The organism is Pseudomonas entomophila, from assembly GCF_018417595.1.
Taxonomy (GTDB): domain Bacteria; phylum Pseudomonadota; class Gammaproteobacteria; order Pseudomonadales; family Pseudomonadaceae; genus Aquipseudomonas; species Aquipseudomonas entomophila_C.
In genome coordinates this window covers 2,399,811-2,414,757 of record NZ_CP070982.1, presented here as the reverse complement: position 1 = coordinate 2,414,757, position 14,947 = coordinate 2,399,811, and the positions used below count along the sequence as shown (strand labels likewise).

The following is a 14,947-nucleotide window of genomic DNA, read 5'->3' as shown; positions in this document are numbered from 1 at the left end:
GCCACACGCACTCCAATGCCGCCCTCGCTACTGGATCCTTGTCAGTCGTAGGCTGCCATCTGAAGGTAATAGAATACGATATGCCTCGTGCGCCCCTGGTTTGAGTTCGGAGTTCTGGGATGTGGCGATGTTTGGGCACATGCCTGCGCCTGTTTCCAGACGGAAGAAGTAAGATCCGGGAACAAGATGGATGCGAATGCCTTCACCGGAGCGGATGGCAAAAGCCTTGCGGTTGTTCACATACACCACGTGACTGCACCCCGATCCAGAGAACCCCTCGTCGCGCAAGAATGTGACCGTGGACTCATCCTTCGACACGGCTCTGATGAGTGCCTGATCATAGATTCGCTCGGATGGAATCTGCTTCGCATGCTCCTCGGAAACCGGCGTCGTGGAACAACCCGCGATCAGGGTCAATGCGGCCAAACCGATCAATGTGCGCATACCACTCTCCTTGTTGGTGAACGTAGTTTCGGAACTCTTGGCATTATCCAGGCACAAATAAAAACCCCGCAGACCTAGATCTGCGGGGTTTCGAATGGTGGAGGCCGAGGTCGGAATCGAACCGGCGTAGACGGATTTGCAATCCGGAGCATAACCACTTTGCTACTCGGCCTCAAAGTCGGAGTCAGCTTTCGCTATCTCCTTGAAACCGCTGGGCTTTTTCAAGTCAGCTGCGTTTCGATGGACGCCATTATGTCGGCATTCGATTCACCTTGCAACCCCCTTTTTGAAAAAAATCTTCAAGGGGTTCAAGGTGTTAGCGCAAACGCCCGAGTTTGCTCCACAAACCGACCAGGGTGTTCTCCACCGCGCCACTGGCCGCCACACCAATGCGCTCCTGTAGCGTCTTGCGCTCGGCAAAGCGCAGGTGGAACAGGTTGGCCTCGCGGGCACGCAGGCTCAGGTACTCGTCGCTGGTGCCCAGCTCGTCAACCAACTGGCGATTCAACGCGGCGATACCCAGCCACACTTCACCGGTGGCCACTTCGTCGATGTGCAACTGCGGGCGGTAGCGGGCGACGAAGTCCTTGAACAGCTGGTGGGTGATGTCCAGGTCTTCCTGGAATTTCTCCCGCCCCTTGTCGGTGTTTTCACCGAATACGGTCAGGGTGCGCTTGTACTCACCTGCCGTGATCACTTCGAAGTCGATATCGTGCTTTTTCAGCAGGCGATTGACGTTGGGCATCTGCGCCACTACGCCGATCGAGCCCAGCACCGCGAAGGGGGCGCTGACGATCTTCTCGCCGATGCAGGCCATCATGTAACCGCCGCTGGCCGCCACCTTGTCGATACAGATGGTCAACGGAATACCGGCCTCGCGGATGCGCGCCAACTGCGAGGCGGCCAGGCCATAACTGTGCACCAGGCCACCGCCACTCTCGAGGCGCAACACCACTTCATCCTGCGGAGTAGCCAGGGTGAGTAACGCAGTGATCTCATTGCGTAGGCTCTCGGTGGCCGATGCCTTGATGTCGCCATCGAAATCGAGAACGAACACCCGGCGTTTGTCCTCGGGCTTTTTCTTCTGCTGTTTTTCCGCTTTGGCCTGCTGCTTGCGCAGGGCCTTGAGCTGGGCCTTGTCGAGCAGGCCCGACTCCAGGCGCTCGCGCAGTTCCTTGTAGAACTCGTTGAGGCGGGTGACCTGCAACTGCCCGCCCGGTTTGCGCCTACCCTTGCCGCGCAGCCCGGCGATGGCCGACAGCACGACCAGGATGGCGATCACCAGCGTGGCGGTTTTGGCGAGAAAGCTTGCGTATTCGGCAAGAAACTCCACATTGACTCCTTGATAGACCAGCACCACGAAGGGTGCGAAATGCTTGCAAGCATACCGGTGCGCATGGGCGGCTGCCAGCCAGGGAAAACGCTGGCAACACAGTTCAAACGACCTTTTCAAACGCTTGTATGTTTTTTCGTTGACAGCCTGCCAAGGGCATCCTAACCTCGCAGCAACCTCCAACCGGGCCGGACTACCTCGTGGGCAACCTCTACCTGATCCGACATGGCCAAGCCTCCTTCGGTGCCGACGACTACGACGTCCTTTCGCCCGTGGGCGAGCGCCAGAGCCAGGCCCTGGGTGAGCACCTCTCACAACTGGGCCTGCGGCTGGATCGCTGCGTCGCCGGCACCTTGCGTCGTCAGCAGGACACTGCCCGGCTGGCGCTACAGGCGCTGCAGCAAAGCGGCAGCCCGGTACCCGTCATAGAGACCGATGCCGCCTTCAACGAGTTCGACGCCGACGGCGTCATCCGCGCCCTGCTCCCAGGCCTGCTACCCGACGAACCCGAGGCGCTGCACATCCTGCGCAATGGCGCGCAACATCGTGGCGAGTTCCAACGCCTGTTCGCGCTGATGGTTCAGCGCTGGCATGACGGCGAGCACAATAACGACGACCATCTGGAAACCTGGCCGGCTTTTATCGACCGAGTCGGCGACGGCCTTCGTCGCCTGCTCGCCAGCGCCGCCAGTGGCGACAACATCGCCCTGTTCACTTCGGGCGGCACCATTGCCGCCCTGCTCCACCTGGTAACCGGAGTCACGCCGGCGCAGGCCTTCAACCTGAACTGGCAGATCATCAACACGTCGCTCAGCCACCTGAAATTCCGGGGCCGCGACGTGGCACTGGCTTCCTTCAACAGCCAAGCCCACGTGCAGCTGTTGCGGGCGCCGGAGCTCATCACCTATCGATGAGCCCGGTCTGTTGTGTCCCTGCGGACGCGAATATCACTTAACAAGGAATACACCATGAGCGATGTAGCTAAAGCCGTCGAGGCGATGAAGGCAAAATTCAACCCTGCAGCGGCCGCCGGCCTGGACCTGGTGTTCGGCTTCAACATCACCGACGAAGACAAGCACTACGCGCTGCTCGTCAAGGATGGCACCTGCGAGATCCAGGAAGGCGAGAACGCCGACGCCAACTGCACCCTGGTGCTGGACAGCGAGACGCTGAAGGGCATCGTCAGCGGTGACACCGACGGCATGCAAGCCTTCATGGGCGGCAAGCTGCGCGTCGAAGGCGACATGATGCTGTCGATGAAGCTCAGCGAACTGTTCCCGGCCTGATCGCCAGGGCGTATCGTAGAAAGAAAAGACCGAAGCCAACGCGCTTCGGTTTTTTTTTGCACAAGAAAAGGTCGGGCCATCAGGGCCATTGATCGTCCGGCAACACCCCGGCCTATAACGGCCTGGCACGCTTGTACCAACTGCCTTAGGAAATTAGATTAGCCAATAGTCCTTGCTACCGATCATAAGGAAATCGCATGACGCTCACCGATCAGTCCACCCAGGTCCGCCCCGGCGAAGAACTCGATGCCGCCGTCATCGATCCGTACCTCAAGGATCACATTCCAGGCTTGGCAGGCACGCCGACGATCAGCCAGTTCCCAGGCGGCGCCTCCAACCTCACCTACCTGGTGGCCTACCCGGACAAGGAGTTCGTCCTGCGTCGCCCACCGTTCGGCCACAAGGCCAAGTCGGCCCACGACATGGGTCGTGAGTTTCGCATCCTCAACCAGCTCAACGAAGGCTTCCCCTACTGCCCGAAAGCCTATGTGCATTGCACTGACGAAACGCTGATCGGAGGCGAGTTCTATGTGATGGAGCGGGTCAAAGGCATCATCCTGCGCTCGGACATTCCCGCCGAGCTCGACCTCGATGCCACCCGCACCGAAGCCCTGTGCAAGAGCTTCATCGATCGCCTGGTCGAACTGCATCAGGTGGACTACACCGCCTACGGCCTGGCCGACCTGGGCAAACCGGAAGGCTATGTGCAACGCCAGATCGAGGGCTGGGCCAGCCGCTACGAAAAGGCGCTGACCCCCGACGCTCCACGCTGGGAGAGAGTGATCGCCTGGCTGCGTGAAAAAATGCCCGCAGACCACCCTCGCCCCGGCATCGTGCACAACGACTACCGCTTCGACAATGTCATCCTCGACAGCGACAACCCCATGCGCATCATCGGTGTGCTGGATTGGGAAATGGCCACTATCGGCGACCCGTTGATGGACCTGGGCAACAGTCTCGCTTACTGGATCGAGGCAAGCGACCCGGCTCCCGTGCAATTGATGCGCCGCCAGCCCAGCAACGCACCCGGCATGCTCACCCGCCGGCAGTTCGTCGATTACTACGCCGAGCGCGCCGGCATCCGTATCGACAACGTCGACTTCTATTACTGCTATGGCTTGTTCCGCCTCGCCGGCATCGTCCAGCAGATCTACTACCGCTTCTTCCACGGCCAGACCCAGGACAAGCGCTTCGCCCAGTTCATCCATATGAACCGGCTACTGGAGCACATGAGCCTGCAACTGATCGACAAATCCAGCCTGTAACACCGGCAGACAACAAGGAATCCCGGCATGTCCAAGACCCACCTGTTCGACCTCGACGGCAAGATCGCCTTCGTCTCCGGTGCCAGCCGTGGCATCGGCGAGGCCATCGCCCACCTGCTGGCCCAGCAGGGTGCCCATGTGATCGTCTCGAGCCGCAAGCTCGACGGCTGCCAGCAGGTGGCCGAGGCAATAGTCGCCGCAGGCGGCAAAGCTACGGCGGTGGCCTGCCATATCGGTGAGATGGAGCAGATCCAGCAGGTGTTCGCCGGCATTCGCGAGCAATTCGGGCGCCTGGACATTCTGGTCAACAACGCGGCCACCAACCCGCAGTTCTGCAATGTGCTGGACACCGACCTGGGAGCATTCCAGAAGACCGTCGACGTGAACATCCGCGGCTACTTCTTCATGTCGGTCGAGGCCGGCAAGCTGATGCGCGAGCACGGTGGCGGCAGCATCATCAACGTGGCGTCGATCAACGGCATCTCGCCGGGACTGTTCCAGGGTATCTACTCGGTGACCAAGGCTGCGGTGATCAACATGACCAAGGTATTCGCCAAGGAATGCGCGCAGTTCGGCATCCGCTGCAATGCCCTGCTGCCGGGGCTGACCGACACCAAGTTTGCCTCGGCGCTGGTCAAGAACGACAGCATCCGCAATGCCGCCCTGCAACAGATCCCGCTCAAGCGCGTGGCCGACCCGAGCGAGATGGCCGGCGCGGTGCTGTACCTGGCCAGCGACGCCTCCAGCTACACCACCGGCACCGCGCTGAATGTCGACGGTGGCTTCCTGTCCTGATGTTCAGGCCTTGAGCGCCTGCAGCGTGTAACTCAGCGGCAGGCGCCAAGGTGCTTCGCACAGGCGCCATTCGCCGTCGGCTCCAAGCTCCATCTGCCCGGGCAAGGCCTCCCAAGGGATGCTCTGGTGCTCTTCCAGGCCAGCTATCCGAAGGCCGTTGGCCAACAAGGCCGTGATGATCTCACCCAGGCCGTGATTCCACTCATGGGTTTCGGTCTGGGTCAGGGCCTGGTCGGTGTCGACGTAGGTCTGGTCGCTGTGCCAGATCGTCGGCGCCTCCCGCTCGAAGTACGGGTAATCCAGTTGCAAGCGGTCCTGATAGTCTTCGTTGACGGCCATCAGCATCGGATGGCCGTCACGCAGGAACAGCCGCCCGCCAGGTTTCAACAACGCTGCCACGGTGCGTGCCCAGCGCTCGATGCTGGGCAGCCAGCAGAGGGCGCCGATACCGGTGTAGACCAGGTCGAAACTGCCTGCCTCCAGCACTTCGGCGGCCCGGTAGACGTCCGCTTGCACGTAGTCGATGCGTGCCCCGGCGCGCTCGGCGAGTTGCCGCGCCTGGTGCAATGAGGCCTCTGAAAAATCCAGCCCGCTGACCTGAGCGCCCAGGCGTGCCAGTGACAAGGTATCGGTACCGATGTGACATTGCAGATGCACCGCGCGCAGCCCCCGGATGTCGCCTAGCCGCGGTTGGTCAAAACGCACCACCTCGGAGAGGTGCCCTGGGTTGCTTACAAAGCACTCGACTTCGTAGTCCTTCGACGCAGCGTGCAAAGGCGCCCGCTCGTCCCAACTGGCGCGATTGACTTCAAGTGAGCGGCTCATGCAGTCCTTCCTTGGTTTGATAACGATGCATTACGTTAATCGCGCCTGCCCCACCGAACAACCACCCCCGTCAACCTCAAGTCTACAGCTCTGGTATACCGCTGCCTTCGGCACGTCCCCAAAGGGTCCAGTACCCATGACGGAACAGCTTCGCCTTTCGCCTCAAGGAACTGCTCGAGCACCACAATGATCGAGTTGCCGATGACCGATGTGCGTCGTCGCTATACCGCCTCGATCATGGAAAGCGAAACGCGCATGAACTGGCCCTGGAAGGCAGTTGGCAACGCGTCAATGGCAGCTTCTGCGAGTTGCCGGGCAGCCGGAACACATGATCAGCGTGTTCCTTGCCCTTGCGGCCGGTGTTCTCCGGCAAGCCGACAATCATGGAGCGAACCACACCCCATTGCTTTGGCGCGGTCTTTGTAGGAGCTTTAGCCGCGATCACCCGCGATGCGGGTGCCTGACACCGCGGTGCCTTCATCGCGGCTGAAGCCGCTCCTACCGTGCGCCGGGCAACAATCTCTTACAGGCAGGTCGCGGCGGCGGCCCGCCGGCGCAAGGCCATGCCATCATCCTGCTGGGCGTAGTAGTCCACCCGTGTCCCACCCGCCTGTGCATAGACATCGACGAACGATTCCGCTTCCCGGGTATACACCGTGAACCCACCCTGCTTGCGTGCCTCCAGGTAGCCGCTGGCATCGACGCCGAACGAAGACTCTTCCTGCCAGCTGAACTGGATGCATTGGGCAACCACGTCCGGGGTCTTTTGCGAATCCAGGCGAGCGGTTGGCGTGCCATTGCGCGCCGCCTCCATGGTAGATGACGCACAGCCCGCCAGCAGCAGCGCCACGGTGATCGGCAGAATCGCTCGCATGTTCCATCCTCGGGACAAAAAAGAACGCGACTCTAGCATCGTGCAGGGCTGATGGGTGAGCTCTCGATCTGTGTGATCCACATGAATACCCCACAACAAAATTTTGCGCGACGAAGAACCAAATGGATCGATCCAGGTCTGATCACGTATCCGGTAAACCTATTCGGATCAAGGACCTACTTCATGATTTCGCGTCTCGCAAGTGCCTCGCTGGTTGCCGCCTTCCTGCTGCTTGGGGGCTGCTACAGCCATCATTACCACGACGACGATGACGGCTGGCGCGACCGTGACCACCGGCACCACCATCGCCATGACCGGGACGACCGCGATGACGATGACCGCCAATACCGTGACCGCTACTACCGCTGAAACGTCTCTGCATCCCTGACTCGCCGCTGACCGTGCGGCAAATTCCCTGATGATTCCCCCTGAGGTTCATAACATGCGTCTGACTCTGCCTTCTCTCGCCCTCGGCCTGCTGCTGTGCCAAGGCGCTTTCGCCGGTGACGGTACCGCCGCTATTGGTGGTGGTCTGGGCGGTGCGCTGGGCAACGTCGTCGGCAAACAGATCGGTGGCAGCACCGGTGCTGCGATCGGTGCCGGCCTGGGCGGCGCCGCCGGCAGCGCGGTGGGTGCGCGCAAGGGCAACCGCACCGAAGCGGCCATTGGTGGCGGCTTGGGCTCAGCTGGTGGCTCGCTGATCGGCGGCAAGCTGGGTGGTTCCAATGGCTCGACCATTGGCGCAGGCCTGGGTGGCGCGGCCGGTGGCGCCATCGGCAACCACATGGGCGACAACAACCGCAAGCACAAGCACCGTCACTGATCCAGGCCTCGGCGGGGCAACGGCCTGTACCGGGGCCCCAAATCGCCGCAGTGGTCCTGTAGGAGCGGCTTCAGCCGCGATGAAGGCACCGTGGTGCAGGCACCCGCATCGCGGGTGATCGCGGCTAAAGCCGCTCCTGCGGGGGCTGCATCTGGTCAACAGGATAAGTTTTGCTCCATGAGTGCGGGTTTGTCCGCGAAGGCGCCAACACGGTGAATGGCACCGGCTTCGCCGGCAAGCCGGCGCCTACCGGACGGCCCCCACGCCGTGCTGATGCACTTCTCCCCGGCAAAATACTGCAGCACGTCAACACCACCTTCACGCCAAGCTGCCACACTGGTGCCATTGCCTTTCGTGCCCTGTGTGAAGGAACCCCCTCCCTCCATGAACCATGAGCTGATCTGGGTCCTCGGCCTGCTCGCCATCGTCGTCGTCCTGTTCATCATCAATCGCCCACGCATGGACGTGGTCGCCCTGTTGGTGATCCTCGCGCTGCCGCTGACCGGCATCCTGACCGTGGAACAAGCCTTGGCCGGTTTCAGCGACCCGAACGTGGTGCTGATCGCCGCGCTGTTCGTGATCGGTGAAGGGCTGGTCCGCACCGGCATCGCCTACCGTATCGGCGAATGGATGAGCGAACGCGCCGGCAACAGCGAGGCACGCCTGCTGGTGCTGCTGATGATCGCGGTGGCCGGTCTTGGCTCGGTGATGAGCTCGACCGGGGTGGTCGCCATTTTCATCCCGGTGGTGCTGAGCATCGCCGCGCGCCTGCAACTCTCGCCCAGCCGCCTGATGATGCCCCTGAGTTTCGCCGGCCTGATCAGCGGCATGCTCAGCCTCGTGGCCACGCCCCCGAACGTGGTGGTGCACAGTGAACTGGTACGCCACGGCGAACAGGGCTTCAACTTCTTCAGCTTTACCCCCTTCGGCCTGGTGGTGCTGGTGTTGGGCATCGGCTACATGCTGCTGACCCGTCACTGGCTCAATGGCGAAGTACGCAAGGATGGCCGGGTGGAGACCCGCCGCACCCTGCTCGACCTGGTCCTGGACTACAAGCTCAACGGCCGCGAGCGGCGCTTGCGCATCCGCCCACACTCGCCGCTGATCGGCCACACGCTGGGCGAACTGGAGCTGCGCACCCGCCACGGCGCCAACGTGGTGGGCATCGAGCGCCAGCACAAGTTCACCACTCGGGTGATCCCCGCCGACTCCGGCACGCTGCTGCAGCAAGGCGACATCCTGCTGCTCGACCTGTTCGCCAACCGCGACGACCTGCGCAGCCTGTGCCAGGGGATGCTGCTTGAGCCGCTGCACTTCAAGGCGGCCTACTTCATCGACCAGTCCCAGGAAGTGGGCATGGCAGAGATCTCGCTGCCGCCCGGTTCGCAACTGATCGGCAAGACCATTCTCGAACTGGCCTTCCGCACCCGCTACGACCTCAATGTGGTTGGCCTGCGTCGCGACCAGGTGGCCATCGAAGGGCAACTGGTGGAAGAAAAGCTGCGCCTGGGCGACACCCTGCTGGTGATCGGCCCCTGGAAAGCAGTGCGCCAACTGCAAGGCAAGCCACGTGACTTCCTGGTGCTCAGCCTGCCTGCCGAGATCGACCAGGTGGCGCCGGCACGCGCCCGCGCACCCTACGCGTTGCTCAGCCTGGCGGTGATGGTCGGGCTGATGGTCAGCGGCCTGGTACCCAATGTCATCGCCGCGCTGATCGGCTGCCTGCTGATGGGTGCCGGCCGCTGCATCGACATGAACAGCGCCTACCGCGCCATCCACTGGCAGAGCCTGGTGCTGATCGTCGGCATGCTGCCCTTTGCTTTGGCACTGCAGAAGACCGGCGGCATCGACCTGGCGGTCGGAGCACTGGTCGGCCTGCTCGGTGGCGCCGGCCCCGGCGTGATCCTCGGCTGCCTGTTCGCCCTCACCGCGCTGATCGGCCTGTTCATTTCCAACACCGCCACCGCGGTGCTGATGGCCCCGGTGGCGATCAGCACTGCCCAACAACTGGGCATGTCGCCCTACCCCTTCGCCATGACCGTGGCCCTGGCCGCTTCGGCGGCGTTCATGACGCCGGTCTCGTCACCGGTCAATACCCTGGTACTCGGCCCTGGCCAATATCGTTTCGCCGACTTCGTCAAGGTTGGGGTACCCTTCACGCTGCTGGTGATGCTGGTGACCGTACTGATGGTGCCCTGGGTGTTCAAGTTGTAATCCCTGGCAATATCCCCACGGTTTTCCGTGAATTGACATCAATTGACGACTTGAAAGACACTGACGCGACATCACCCCAGGTGCCTACAGCCGCTTTCCTGGATTCCGTCCTCGCTTGCCGGTCGAGCCTATGGTGTCTCCAGTCACTTCGCGCCTGCTGCCTGCCCTGATCCTGTTCGGCCTGACCCTGGCTCTGACCCTGGGCGGCATCCTGGCCCGGCCAATCGAGTCCCTTTCGCTGTTCTGGCCGGTCAATGCGGTGCTCGCCGGCGTATTGCTGCGCAACCCACGCCAGGCCACGCCGGCAGGTTTCGGCCTGGTCTACCTGGCCATGGTCATCGCCGACCTGGCCTGCGGTACAGCCTGGCAACCGGCCCTGTGGTTCAATCTGTGCAACCTGGGCGCCATTGCCACTATCTGGTACCTGGTAGCTCGCCTACCGCGCCAGCACCGTCGCTTGCGAACACCACACGGCACGCTTTGCCTGTTCGGCGCTTGCGCCGCTGGTGCCGCGGTGGCCGCCAGCCTGGCCTGCGTGATGGCCACACCGTGGTTCGAGCAATCCTTGCGCGCCACCTGGCTGGCCTGGTTCAGTGAGCAGTTCTCCACCAGCGTGCTGGTATTGCCGGTACTGCTCACCGCGCCCTCGCCGCGCGCCCTGACACGCAGCGGCAGCCAGTCAATCCCTATCGCGCCGTTGCTGGTGCTGCTGGCCTCCCTTGCCCTGAGCATCGCCTTCGGCGGCCCCGGCGCCATCGCCTTCCCCATCGCCGCGCTGCTGTGGTGTGCGTTGAGCTACACGCCCTTCCTGGTTTCACTGCTGGCGCTGACCGCCGGTAGCACGCTGATCGTCGCCGTGGCGCAGAACCTCATGCATTTCAGCGTGCCGCAGAGCGAGGCTGGGGTCACCGCGCTGATGTCGGCGCGGCTGGGCATCGCCATGCTCGTGCTGGGCCCGCTGGTACTGGCCTGTGTGAGCAGCGCCAACCGCAACCTGATGGCCCGCTTGGCGCACCAGGCATCCATCGATCACCTGACCGGCGCCCTCACCCGCAGCGCGTTCACCCAGCGTGCCAATAGCCTGCTGGAGAGTCGCCAGCGAGATGCGCAGCCCATGCCGCTGACTTTGATGATGCTCGACATCGACCACTTCAAAAGCATCAACGACCGCCATGGCCATGCACTCGGCGACCAGGTGCTGCGCCAATTCGCCCTGGCCCTGCAGGATCAGTTGCACGAAGGCGAACTGTTCGCCCGTCTGGGGGGGGAGGAGTTCGCCATCGTCATGCCTGGGCTGGCACCCGAACAGGCGCGATTCAGCGCCGAACGACTGCGCCGCACGGTACAGGACCTGCACATCAGCCAAGCTGATCAACGCTTGCAGATCACCGTCAGCATCGGCCTTGCGGGTTGCTCCACCGAGCATCCTTCGTCCAGCCTCGACGAACTGCTGGCCCAGGCCGACCTGGCCCTGTACCGGGCCAAAGCGCACGGCCGCAATCGTGTCGAGCAAGCCGAGACACTGCGCCAGCTGGTCTGAGTCAACTGAGCAGGTCCCAGCTCAGCTTGGCAATCAGCACACAGAGCAGGATCAGGAACAGCCCCCGCACAAAGCCCGCCCCCTTGCGCACTGCCAGCCAGGTTCCCGTCAGTGCGCCGAGAATGTTGAACACCGCCATGGGCAGGGCGATGGCCCACAGCACATTACCGGAAGGGATGAAGAACACCAGCGCAGCGAGGTTGGTGGCGATATTGACCAACTTGGCCGACGCCGAGGCATGCAGGAAGTCCAGGGCGAAGAAGCGGATGAACAGGAAGATCAGGAAGCTGCCGGTGCCCGGACCGAACAGCCCGTCGTAGAAGCCGATGGCGCCACCGATCAGCACCGCCAGGCATTGTTCCTTGCGGCCTATCACGGTGGGCTTGTGCAGGGTGCCGAAATCCTTCTTGCAGAAGGTGTAGACCGCCATCAGCACGATCAGCACCAGCACCATCGGCCGCATCACGCTCGCGGGCACCAGCGATACCGTGGCCGCGCCAAAGAACGACATGACGAAGGCGCTCAACGCCGCGGGCACGATCAGCCCCCAGTCCAGCTTCACCTTGCGAATGAACGAGCGCGCGGCAAAGCTTGTGCCGCACACCGAGGCCAGCTTGTTGCTACCCAGCAACGCGGCAGGTTGTGCGTTCGGCAACACGTTGAACAGCGCCGGGATCTGGATCAGCCCGCCACCTCCCACGGCGGCATCGATCAAGCCGGCGGCGAAGGCGAACAGTGAAAGCAGGGCAATATCCATCATGTTGAACGTCCGGGCAGCGGAAAACAGGCTGCCAGACTAATCAAAGCGTCACGCTTGTGTTGAAATGCCATATTGCAAAAACTGCAATGAGAAAGCCCTATGGCCCTGGACATGTTGCGAGAGATACAAGCCTTTGTCAGCGTTGCGCACAAGCGCAGCTTCATCAGCGCCGCCCGTTCGCTGGGACGCTCACCCAGCGCCGTGACCCGAGCGGTGCAGGCGCTCGAGGACAATACCGGCGCCAAGCTGTTCAACCGCAGCGCCAGTGCCGTCAGCCTGACCGAGGCCGGTGAGCGGTTGCTGCCCCACGCCGAGCGCTTGCTGGATGTGCAACGAGATGCCGCCGACGAGCTCGCGGCACTGACCGGCTCGGCCCAGGGCTGGATCCGCCTGGCCGCACCCGAAGTACTGGCCCAGCATGTACTACCCTCGGTACTGGCCGAATTCTCCCAGCGCCACCCGAAAGTGACCCTCGACGTGCAGTTCGGCGACCAGGCGCTCGACCCGTTGCAGGGCAAGTTCGACTTCGTCATCCGCGGGGCTTTTCCGCAGTCCAGCGAACTGATCGGCTACCCACTGTGGGCTTATCGTCGCCATCTCTATGCCAGCCCACGCTACCTGGCGAGCGTAGGCACCCCCACAACGCTGGATGAACTGGAGCGGCACGCACTGATCCTGCACACCGCCCCGCGCATCCTCAAGGCCTGGCACTTCTGCCGTGACGGCCAGATCACCAGCCTGCGCCCACAACCCCGGTTACGGCTGGGTTCGGGCGTCGCCGTATTGCACAGTACGTTGGCGGGTGCTGGTATCGCCCGGCTGGCCGACTGGCTGGCCGAGCCACACGAACAGGCTGGTCGCCTGGTGAAGATCTGCCCGGACTACCACCTGACCTCTAGCAGTGGTCATGACCCGCAGATGCATGCGGTGTACCCCGCAGGCAATATGCCTGCACGGGTTCGCGAACTGCTGCAGGCCTTGCGTGAGGCTCACCCTCGGCCGCAAACACCTGCGTGAAATCACTGTTCAAATTCTGCTCAATCTAACAGACCCCCTGCAAATCCTGGCCTGTAGCGTTTTATCCACAGACCTACCCACGATTTTTGTGGACAGTTTCAGCAGGGTCTGTAGGGTTTATCGCAATCGCAACAAGGCCGCATTGGCCTGCTTGACCAGTTCAATCCACTCGCTTGGGCTGATCACCCCGGAACGCTCCAACGCCTCGGCACGGCGCAGTGCCTGGTCGTAATCTTCTTCGTGCAGGATACCTTCTCCAAGAAAACGACCGCGCCACTCCAGCATCGCTGCAGTGCCATTCTTGCATTCCATAGTGAACTTCGACTCCAAGGCAGGTGATTGGCCCGTGTGCCCGGACCTGGTAGATGGGGGCGCGAGATTACACGAGCGTCCTGCACTTGAGAACGACTTGCAGATACCGCTTGTCCAGACAACTGCAAAAAGACGGCTTGGCAGCCTGGGGGAAGGATCGAGCCCGCCTTGCGGCGAGGCGGGCTGAAACCAGGAAAATGTACGTGTCAGCTTGGCGGGATGGTTCCCAGCAGGCCAATCATGATGGTCAGCAGCAGAAAACCACCCAGGAACAGAGCGAGCTTGCCCATTGGAACCTCTACGATGTGATGACTAGTCGGCGGGGCCGGCCGAGGTAGGCCAACCTGCCCAGCACGCCGGTTCGCAAGGCTGGGCCTGGTCGCTATTGTCGGCGCTTGGCTGATACGGTTACAGATGCAGGTTCGTGGAAAAAAAGCGGATCAGATGAATCGCTGATCCGTTGCTTGGACAAGCTGTGCTACGGTCCGCGAGACACACCGAAGAGCGCCCCACGCATGAACATTTGCACCCGCAACGCCACCCTGCTGATCATCGACATGCAAGCCGGTATCAACGACCCTCGCCTGGGCCGGCGCAACAACCCCGAGGCGGAGCTGCGCATGGCCGAATTGCTGGCCGCCTGGCGCGTGCATGGCCGCCCGGTGGTGCACGTGCGGCACGCCTCGCGCGACCCTGGCTCGGTGTTCTGGCCCGGACAGCCTGGCTGCGAGTTCCAGCCCGCGTTCACGCCACTGGCCAGCGAAGCCGTCTTCACCAAGCAGGTGCCCGATGCATTCTGCCAGAGTGGCCTTGAGCGCTGGCTGTTGGTACGCGGCGTCACCGAGCTGGTGATCGTCGGGGTGATCACCAACAATTCGGTGGAGTCGACCGCGCGCTCGGCCGGCAACCTGGGTTTCGCCACAACGGTGGTCAGCGATGCCTGCTACACCTTCGACCAGCAGGATCTGCAGGGCCGCCGATGGCCTGCCGAAGAGGTGCATACCTTGTCGCTGAGCAACTTGGCCATGGACTATGCCTGCATCGTCGACAGCGCCACTGTACTGGCCGCCGACTGAGCTCAAGCCATCAGCCGCAGCTTCGCCAATGGCAGCCAGCCCAGCTCGCCATTGCGCAGGCTGCGGCACCACAGCCAACCGTTCAACGGCCGCAGGCCCTCGACCATCTGGCCAGGGTCGATGTCCAGCTCATGGGCGCTGTAGGCTTCCAGTGCCCTGCCCCGTCCAACACCGAGCCGCTCGATGACCTGGGCCGGCACCCAGCCCGGGGCCTGCCCCGCGCAACTGCACAGGTACCAGTCTTCCCAGTGCTCGTTGCCCTCATAGCGCTGGCCTATTTCCAGCAGAGTATCCCTGGCGAAAGTGATGGGTGCAGGGTATTCACTGCGGTGGGGTGCTATCACGACGTACTTCACAAGCCTCTCCCTGGCTGCGAAAAGCGT

17 protein-coding genes and 1 tRNA gene are annotated in these 14,947 nt (G+C 62.5%); 10 read left to right on the top strand and 8 right to left on the bottom strand.

The window, feature by feature from the left end:
- Positions 1–27: 27 nt before the first annotated feature.
- The 3 genes from JYG34_RS10840 to sohB form a co-directional block, all read right to left on the bottom strand.
- Positions 28–444: a hypothetical protein gene (locus JYG34_RS10840; RefSeq protein ID WP_213660678.1), complete on the bottom strand. Its 417-nt coding sequence runs from the start codon at positions 442–444 to the stop codon at positions 28–30.
- Positions 445–542: 98 nt separating this feature from the next.
- A tRNA-Cys gene (locus JYG34_RS10835) sits at positions 543–616 on the bottom strand.
- Between the two features lie 144 nt (positions 617–760).
- A complete protein-coding gene (sohB, locus tag JYG34_RS10830) occupies positions 761–1,777 on the bottom strand; it encodes a protease SohB (protein WP_213660677.1) in 1,017 nt (338 codons plus the stop codon).
- 200 nt (positions 1,778–1,977) lie between these two features.
- Between sohB and JYG34_RS10825 the strand changes: the two genes are divergently transcribed.
- The 4 genes from JYG34_RS10825 to JYG34_RS10810 all read left to right on the top strand — a co-directional run bounded on the left by JYG34_RS10825 (position 1,978) and on the right by JYG34_RS10810 (position 5,123).
- Positions 1,978–2,691 (top strand): histidine phosphatase family protein, encoded by a 714-nt coding sequence (locus JYG34_RS10825; RefSeq protein ID WP_213660676.1) that lies wholly within the window; start codon positions 1,978–1,980, stop codon positions 2,689–2,691.
- A 54-nt stretch (positions 2,692–2,745) separates the two neighbouring features.
- Entirely contained in the window at positions 2,746–3,063 is a 318-nt protein-coding gene (locus tag JYG34_RS10820; protein WP_125464629.1) for an SCP2 sterol-binding domain-containing protein, read from the top strand.
- Positions 3,064–3,260: 197 nt separating this feature from the next.
- The gene (locus tag JYG34_RS10815) at positions 3,261–4,328 is read left to right on the top strand and encodes a phosphotransferase family protein (RefSeq protein ID WP_213660675.1); all 1,068 of its coding nucleotides are present in this window, start codon (positions 3,261–3,263) and stop codon (positions 4,326–4,328) included.
- A 27-nt stretch (positions 4,329–4,355) separates the two neighbouring features.
- Entirely contained in the window at positions 4,356–5,123 is a 768-nt protein-coding gene (locus JYG34_RS10810; protein WP_213660674.1) for an SDR family oxidoreductase, read from the top strand.
- Positions 5,124–5,126: 3 nt separating this feature from the next.
- Here JYG34_RS10810 and JYG34_RS10805 read toward each other — a convergent pair whose 3' ends face one another.
- Both JYG34_RS10805 and JYG34_RS10800 read right to left on the bottom strand, forming a co-directional pair.
- Positions 5,127–5,948, bottom strand: a complete 822-nt coding sequence (locus JYG34_RS10805; protein ID WP_213660673.1) for a class I SAM-dependent methyltransferase — start codon at positions 5,946–5,948, stop codon at positions 5,127–5,129.
- A gap of 523 nt (positions 5,949–6,471) precedes the next feature.
- Positions 6,472–6,822, bottom strand: coding sequence for a hypothetical protein (locus JYG34_RS10800; protein WP_213660672.1), 351 nt, complete (start codon positions 6,820–6,822; stop codon positions 6,472–6,474).
- A gap of 183 nt (positions 6,823–7,005) precedes the next feature.
- On the opposite strand from JYG34_RS10800, the gene JYG34_RS10795 reads away from it, so the two are divergent.
- The 4 genes from JYG34_RS10795 to JYG34_RS10780 all read left to right on the top strand — a co-directional run bounded on the left by JYG34_RS10795 (position 7,006) and on the right by JYG34_RS10780 (position 11,399).
- Complete coding sequence (locus JYG34_RS10795; protein WP_213660671.1) at positions 7,006–7,191, top strand: hypothetical protein; 186 nt, start codon at positions 7,006–7,008, stop codon at positions 7,189–7,191.
- Positions 7,192–7,264: 73 nt separating this feature from the next.
- Positions 7,265–7,645, top strand: a complete 381-nt coding sequence (locus JYG34_RS10790) for a glycine zipper domain-containing protein (RefSeq protein WP_050706284.1) — start codon at positions 7,265–7,267, stop codon at positions 7,643–7,645.
- 384 nt (positions 7,646–8,029) lie between these two features.
- Positions 8,030–9,859: an SLC13 family permease gene (locus JYG34_RS10785; RefSeq protein ID WP_213660670.1), complete on the top strand. Its 1,830-nt coding sequence runs from the start codon at positions 8,030–8,032 to the stop codon at positions 9,857–9,859.
- Between the two features lie 115 nt (positions 9,860–9,974).
- Complete coding sequence (locus JYG34_RS10780; protein ID WP_213660669.1) at positions 9,975–11,399, top strand: GGDEF domain-containing protein; 1,425 nt, start codon at positions 9,975–9,977, stop codon at positions 11,397–11,399.
- A gap of 1 nt (position 11,400) precedes the next feature.
- Here the strand turns inward: JYG34_RS10780 and JYG34_RS10775 are convergent, their stop codons facing one another.
- Positions 11,401–12,159: a sulfite exporter TauE/SafE family protein gene (locus JYG34_RS10775; protein WP_213660668.1), complete on the bottom strand. Its 759-nt coding sequence runs from the start codon at positions 12,157–12,159 to the stop codon at positions 11,401–11,403.
- Between the two features lie 99 nt (positions 12,160–12,258).
- On the opposite strand from JYG34_RS10775, the gene JYG34_RS10770 reads away from it, so the two are divergent.
- Complete coding sequence (locus JYG34_RS10770; RefSeq protein WP_213660667.1) at positions 12,259–13,176, top strand: LysR family transcriptional regulator; 918 nt, start codon at positions 12,259–12,261, stop codon at positions 13,174–13,176.
- A 117-nt stretch (positions 13,177–13,293) separates the two neighbouring features.
- On the opposite strand, the gene JYG34_RS10765 is transcribed toward JYG34_RS10770, so the two are convergent.
- Entirely contained in the window at positions 13,294–13,488 is a 195-nt protein-coding gene (locus tag JYG34_RS10765; RefSeq protein ID WP_213661147.1) for a hypothetical protein, read from the bottom strand.
- A gap of 515 nt (positions 13,489–14,003) precedes the next feature.
- Between JYG34_RS10765 and JYG34_RS10760 the strand changes: the two genes are divergently transcribed.
- Positions 14,004–14,564, top strand: a complete 561-nt coding sequence (locus JYG34_RS10760) for a cysteine hydrolase family protein (protein ID WP_213660666.1) — start codon at positions 14,004–14,006, stop codon at positions 14,562–14,564.
- Between the two features lie 2 nt (positions 14,565–14,566).
- Here the strand turns inward: JYG34_RS10760 and JYG34_RS10755 are convergent, their stop codons facing one another.
- Positions 14,567–14,920, bottom strand: a complete 354-nt coding sequence (locus JYG34_RS10755; RefSeq protein ID WP_213660665.1) for an SH3 domain-containing protein — start codon at positions 14,918–14,920, stop codon at positions 14,567–14,569.
- Positions 14,921–14,947 lie beyond the last annotated feature (27 nt).

What these genes read in the sequence shown, in the direction of transcription:
- JYG34_RS10840 (WP_213660678.1), bottom strand. Translation starts at nt 444, where the DNA reads ATGCGCACATTGATCGGTTTGGCCGCATTGACCCTGATCGCGGGTTGT.
- JYG34_RS10760 (WP_213660666.1), top strand. Translation starts at nt 14,004, where the DNA reads ATGAACATTTGCACCCGCAACGCCACCCTGCTGATCATCGACATGCAA.
- JYG34_RS10810 (WP_213660674.1), top strand. Translation starts at nt 4,356, where the DNA reads ATGTCCAAGACCCACCTGTTCGACCTCGACGGCAAGATCGCCTTCGTC.
- JYG34_RS10770 (WP_213660667.1), top strand. Translation starts at nt 12,259, where the DNA reads ATGGCCCTGGACATGTTGCGAGAGATACAAGCCTTTGTCAGCGTTGCG.
- JYG34_RS10785 (WP_213660670.1), top strand. Translation starts at nt 8,030, where the DNA reads ATGAACCATGAGCTGATCTGGGTCCTCGGCCTGCTCGCCATCGTCGTC.
- JYG34_RS10795 (WP_213660671.1), top strand. Translation starts at nt 7,006, where the DNA reads ATGATTTCGCGTCTCGCAAGTGCCTCGCTGGTTGCCGCCTTCCTGCTG.
- JYG34_RS10765 (WP_213661147.1), bottom strand. Translation starts at nt 13,488, where the DNA reads ATGGAATGCAAGAATGGCACTGCAGCGATGCTGGAGTGGCGCGGTCGT.
- JYG34_RS10815 (WP_213660675.1), top strand. Translation starts at nt 3,261, where the DNA reads ATGACGCTCACCGATCAGTCCACCCAGGTCCGCCCCGGCGAAGAACTC.
- JYG34_RS10800 (WP_213660672.1), bottom strand. Translation starts at nt 6,822, where the DNA reads ATGCGAGCGATTCTGCCGATCACCGTGGCGCTGCTGCTGGCGGGCTGT.
- JYG34_RS10820 (WP_125464629.1), top strand. Translation starts at nt 2,746, where the DNA reads ATGAGCGATGTAGCTAAAGCCGTCGAGGCGATGAAGGCAAAATTCAAC.
- JYG34_RS10790 (WP_050706284.1), top strand. Translation starts at nt 7,265, where the DNA reads ATGCGTCTGACTCTGCCTTCTCTCGCCCTCGGCCTGCTGCTGTGCCAA.
- JYG34_RS10775 (WP_213660668.1), bottom strand. Translation starts at nt 12,159, where the DNA reads ATGATGGATATTGCCCTGCTTTCACTGTTCGCCTTCGCCGCCGGCTTG.
- JYG34_RS10805 (WP_213660673.1), bottom strand. Translation starts at nt 5,948, where the DNA reads ATGAGCCGCTCACTTGAAGTCAATCGCGCCAGTTGGGACGAGCGGGCG.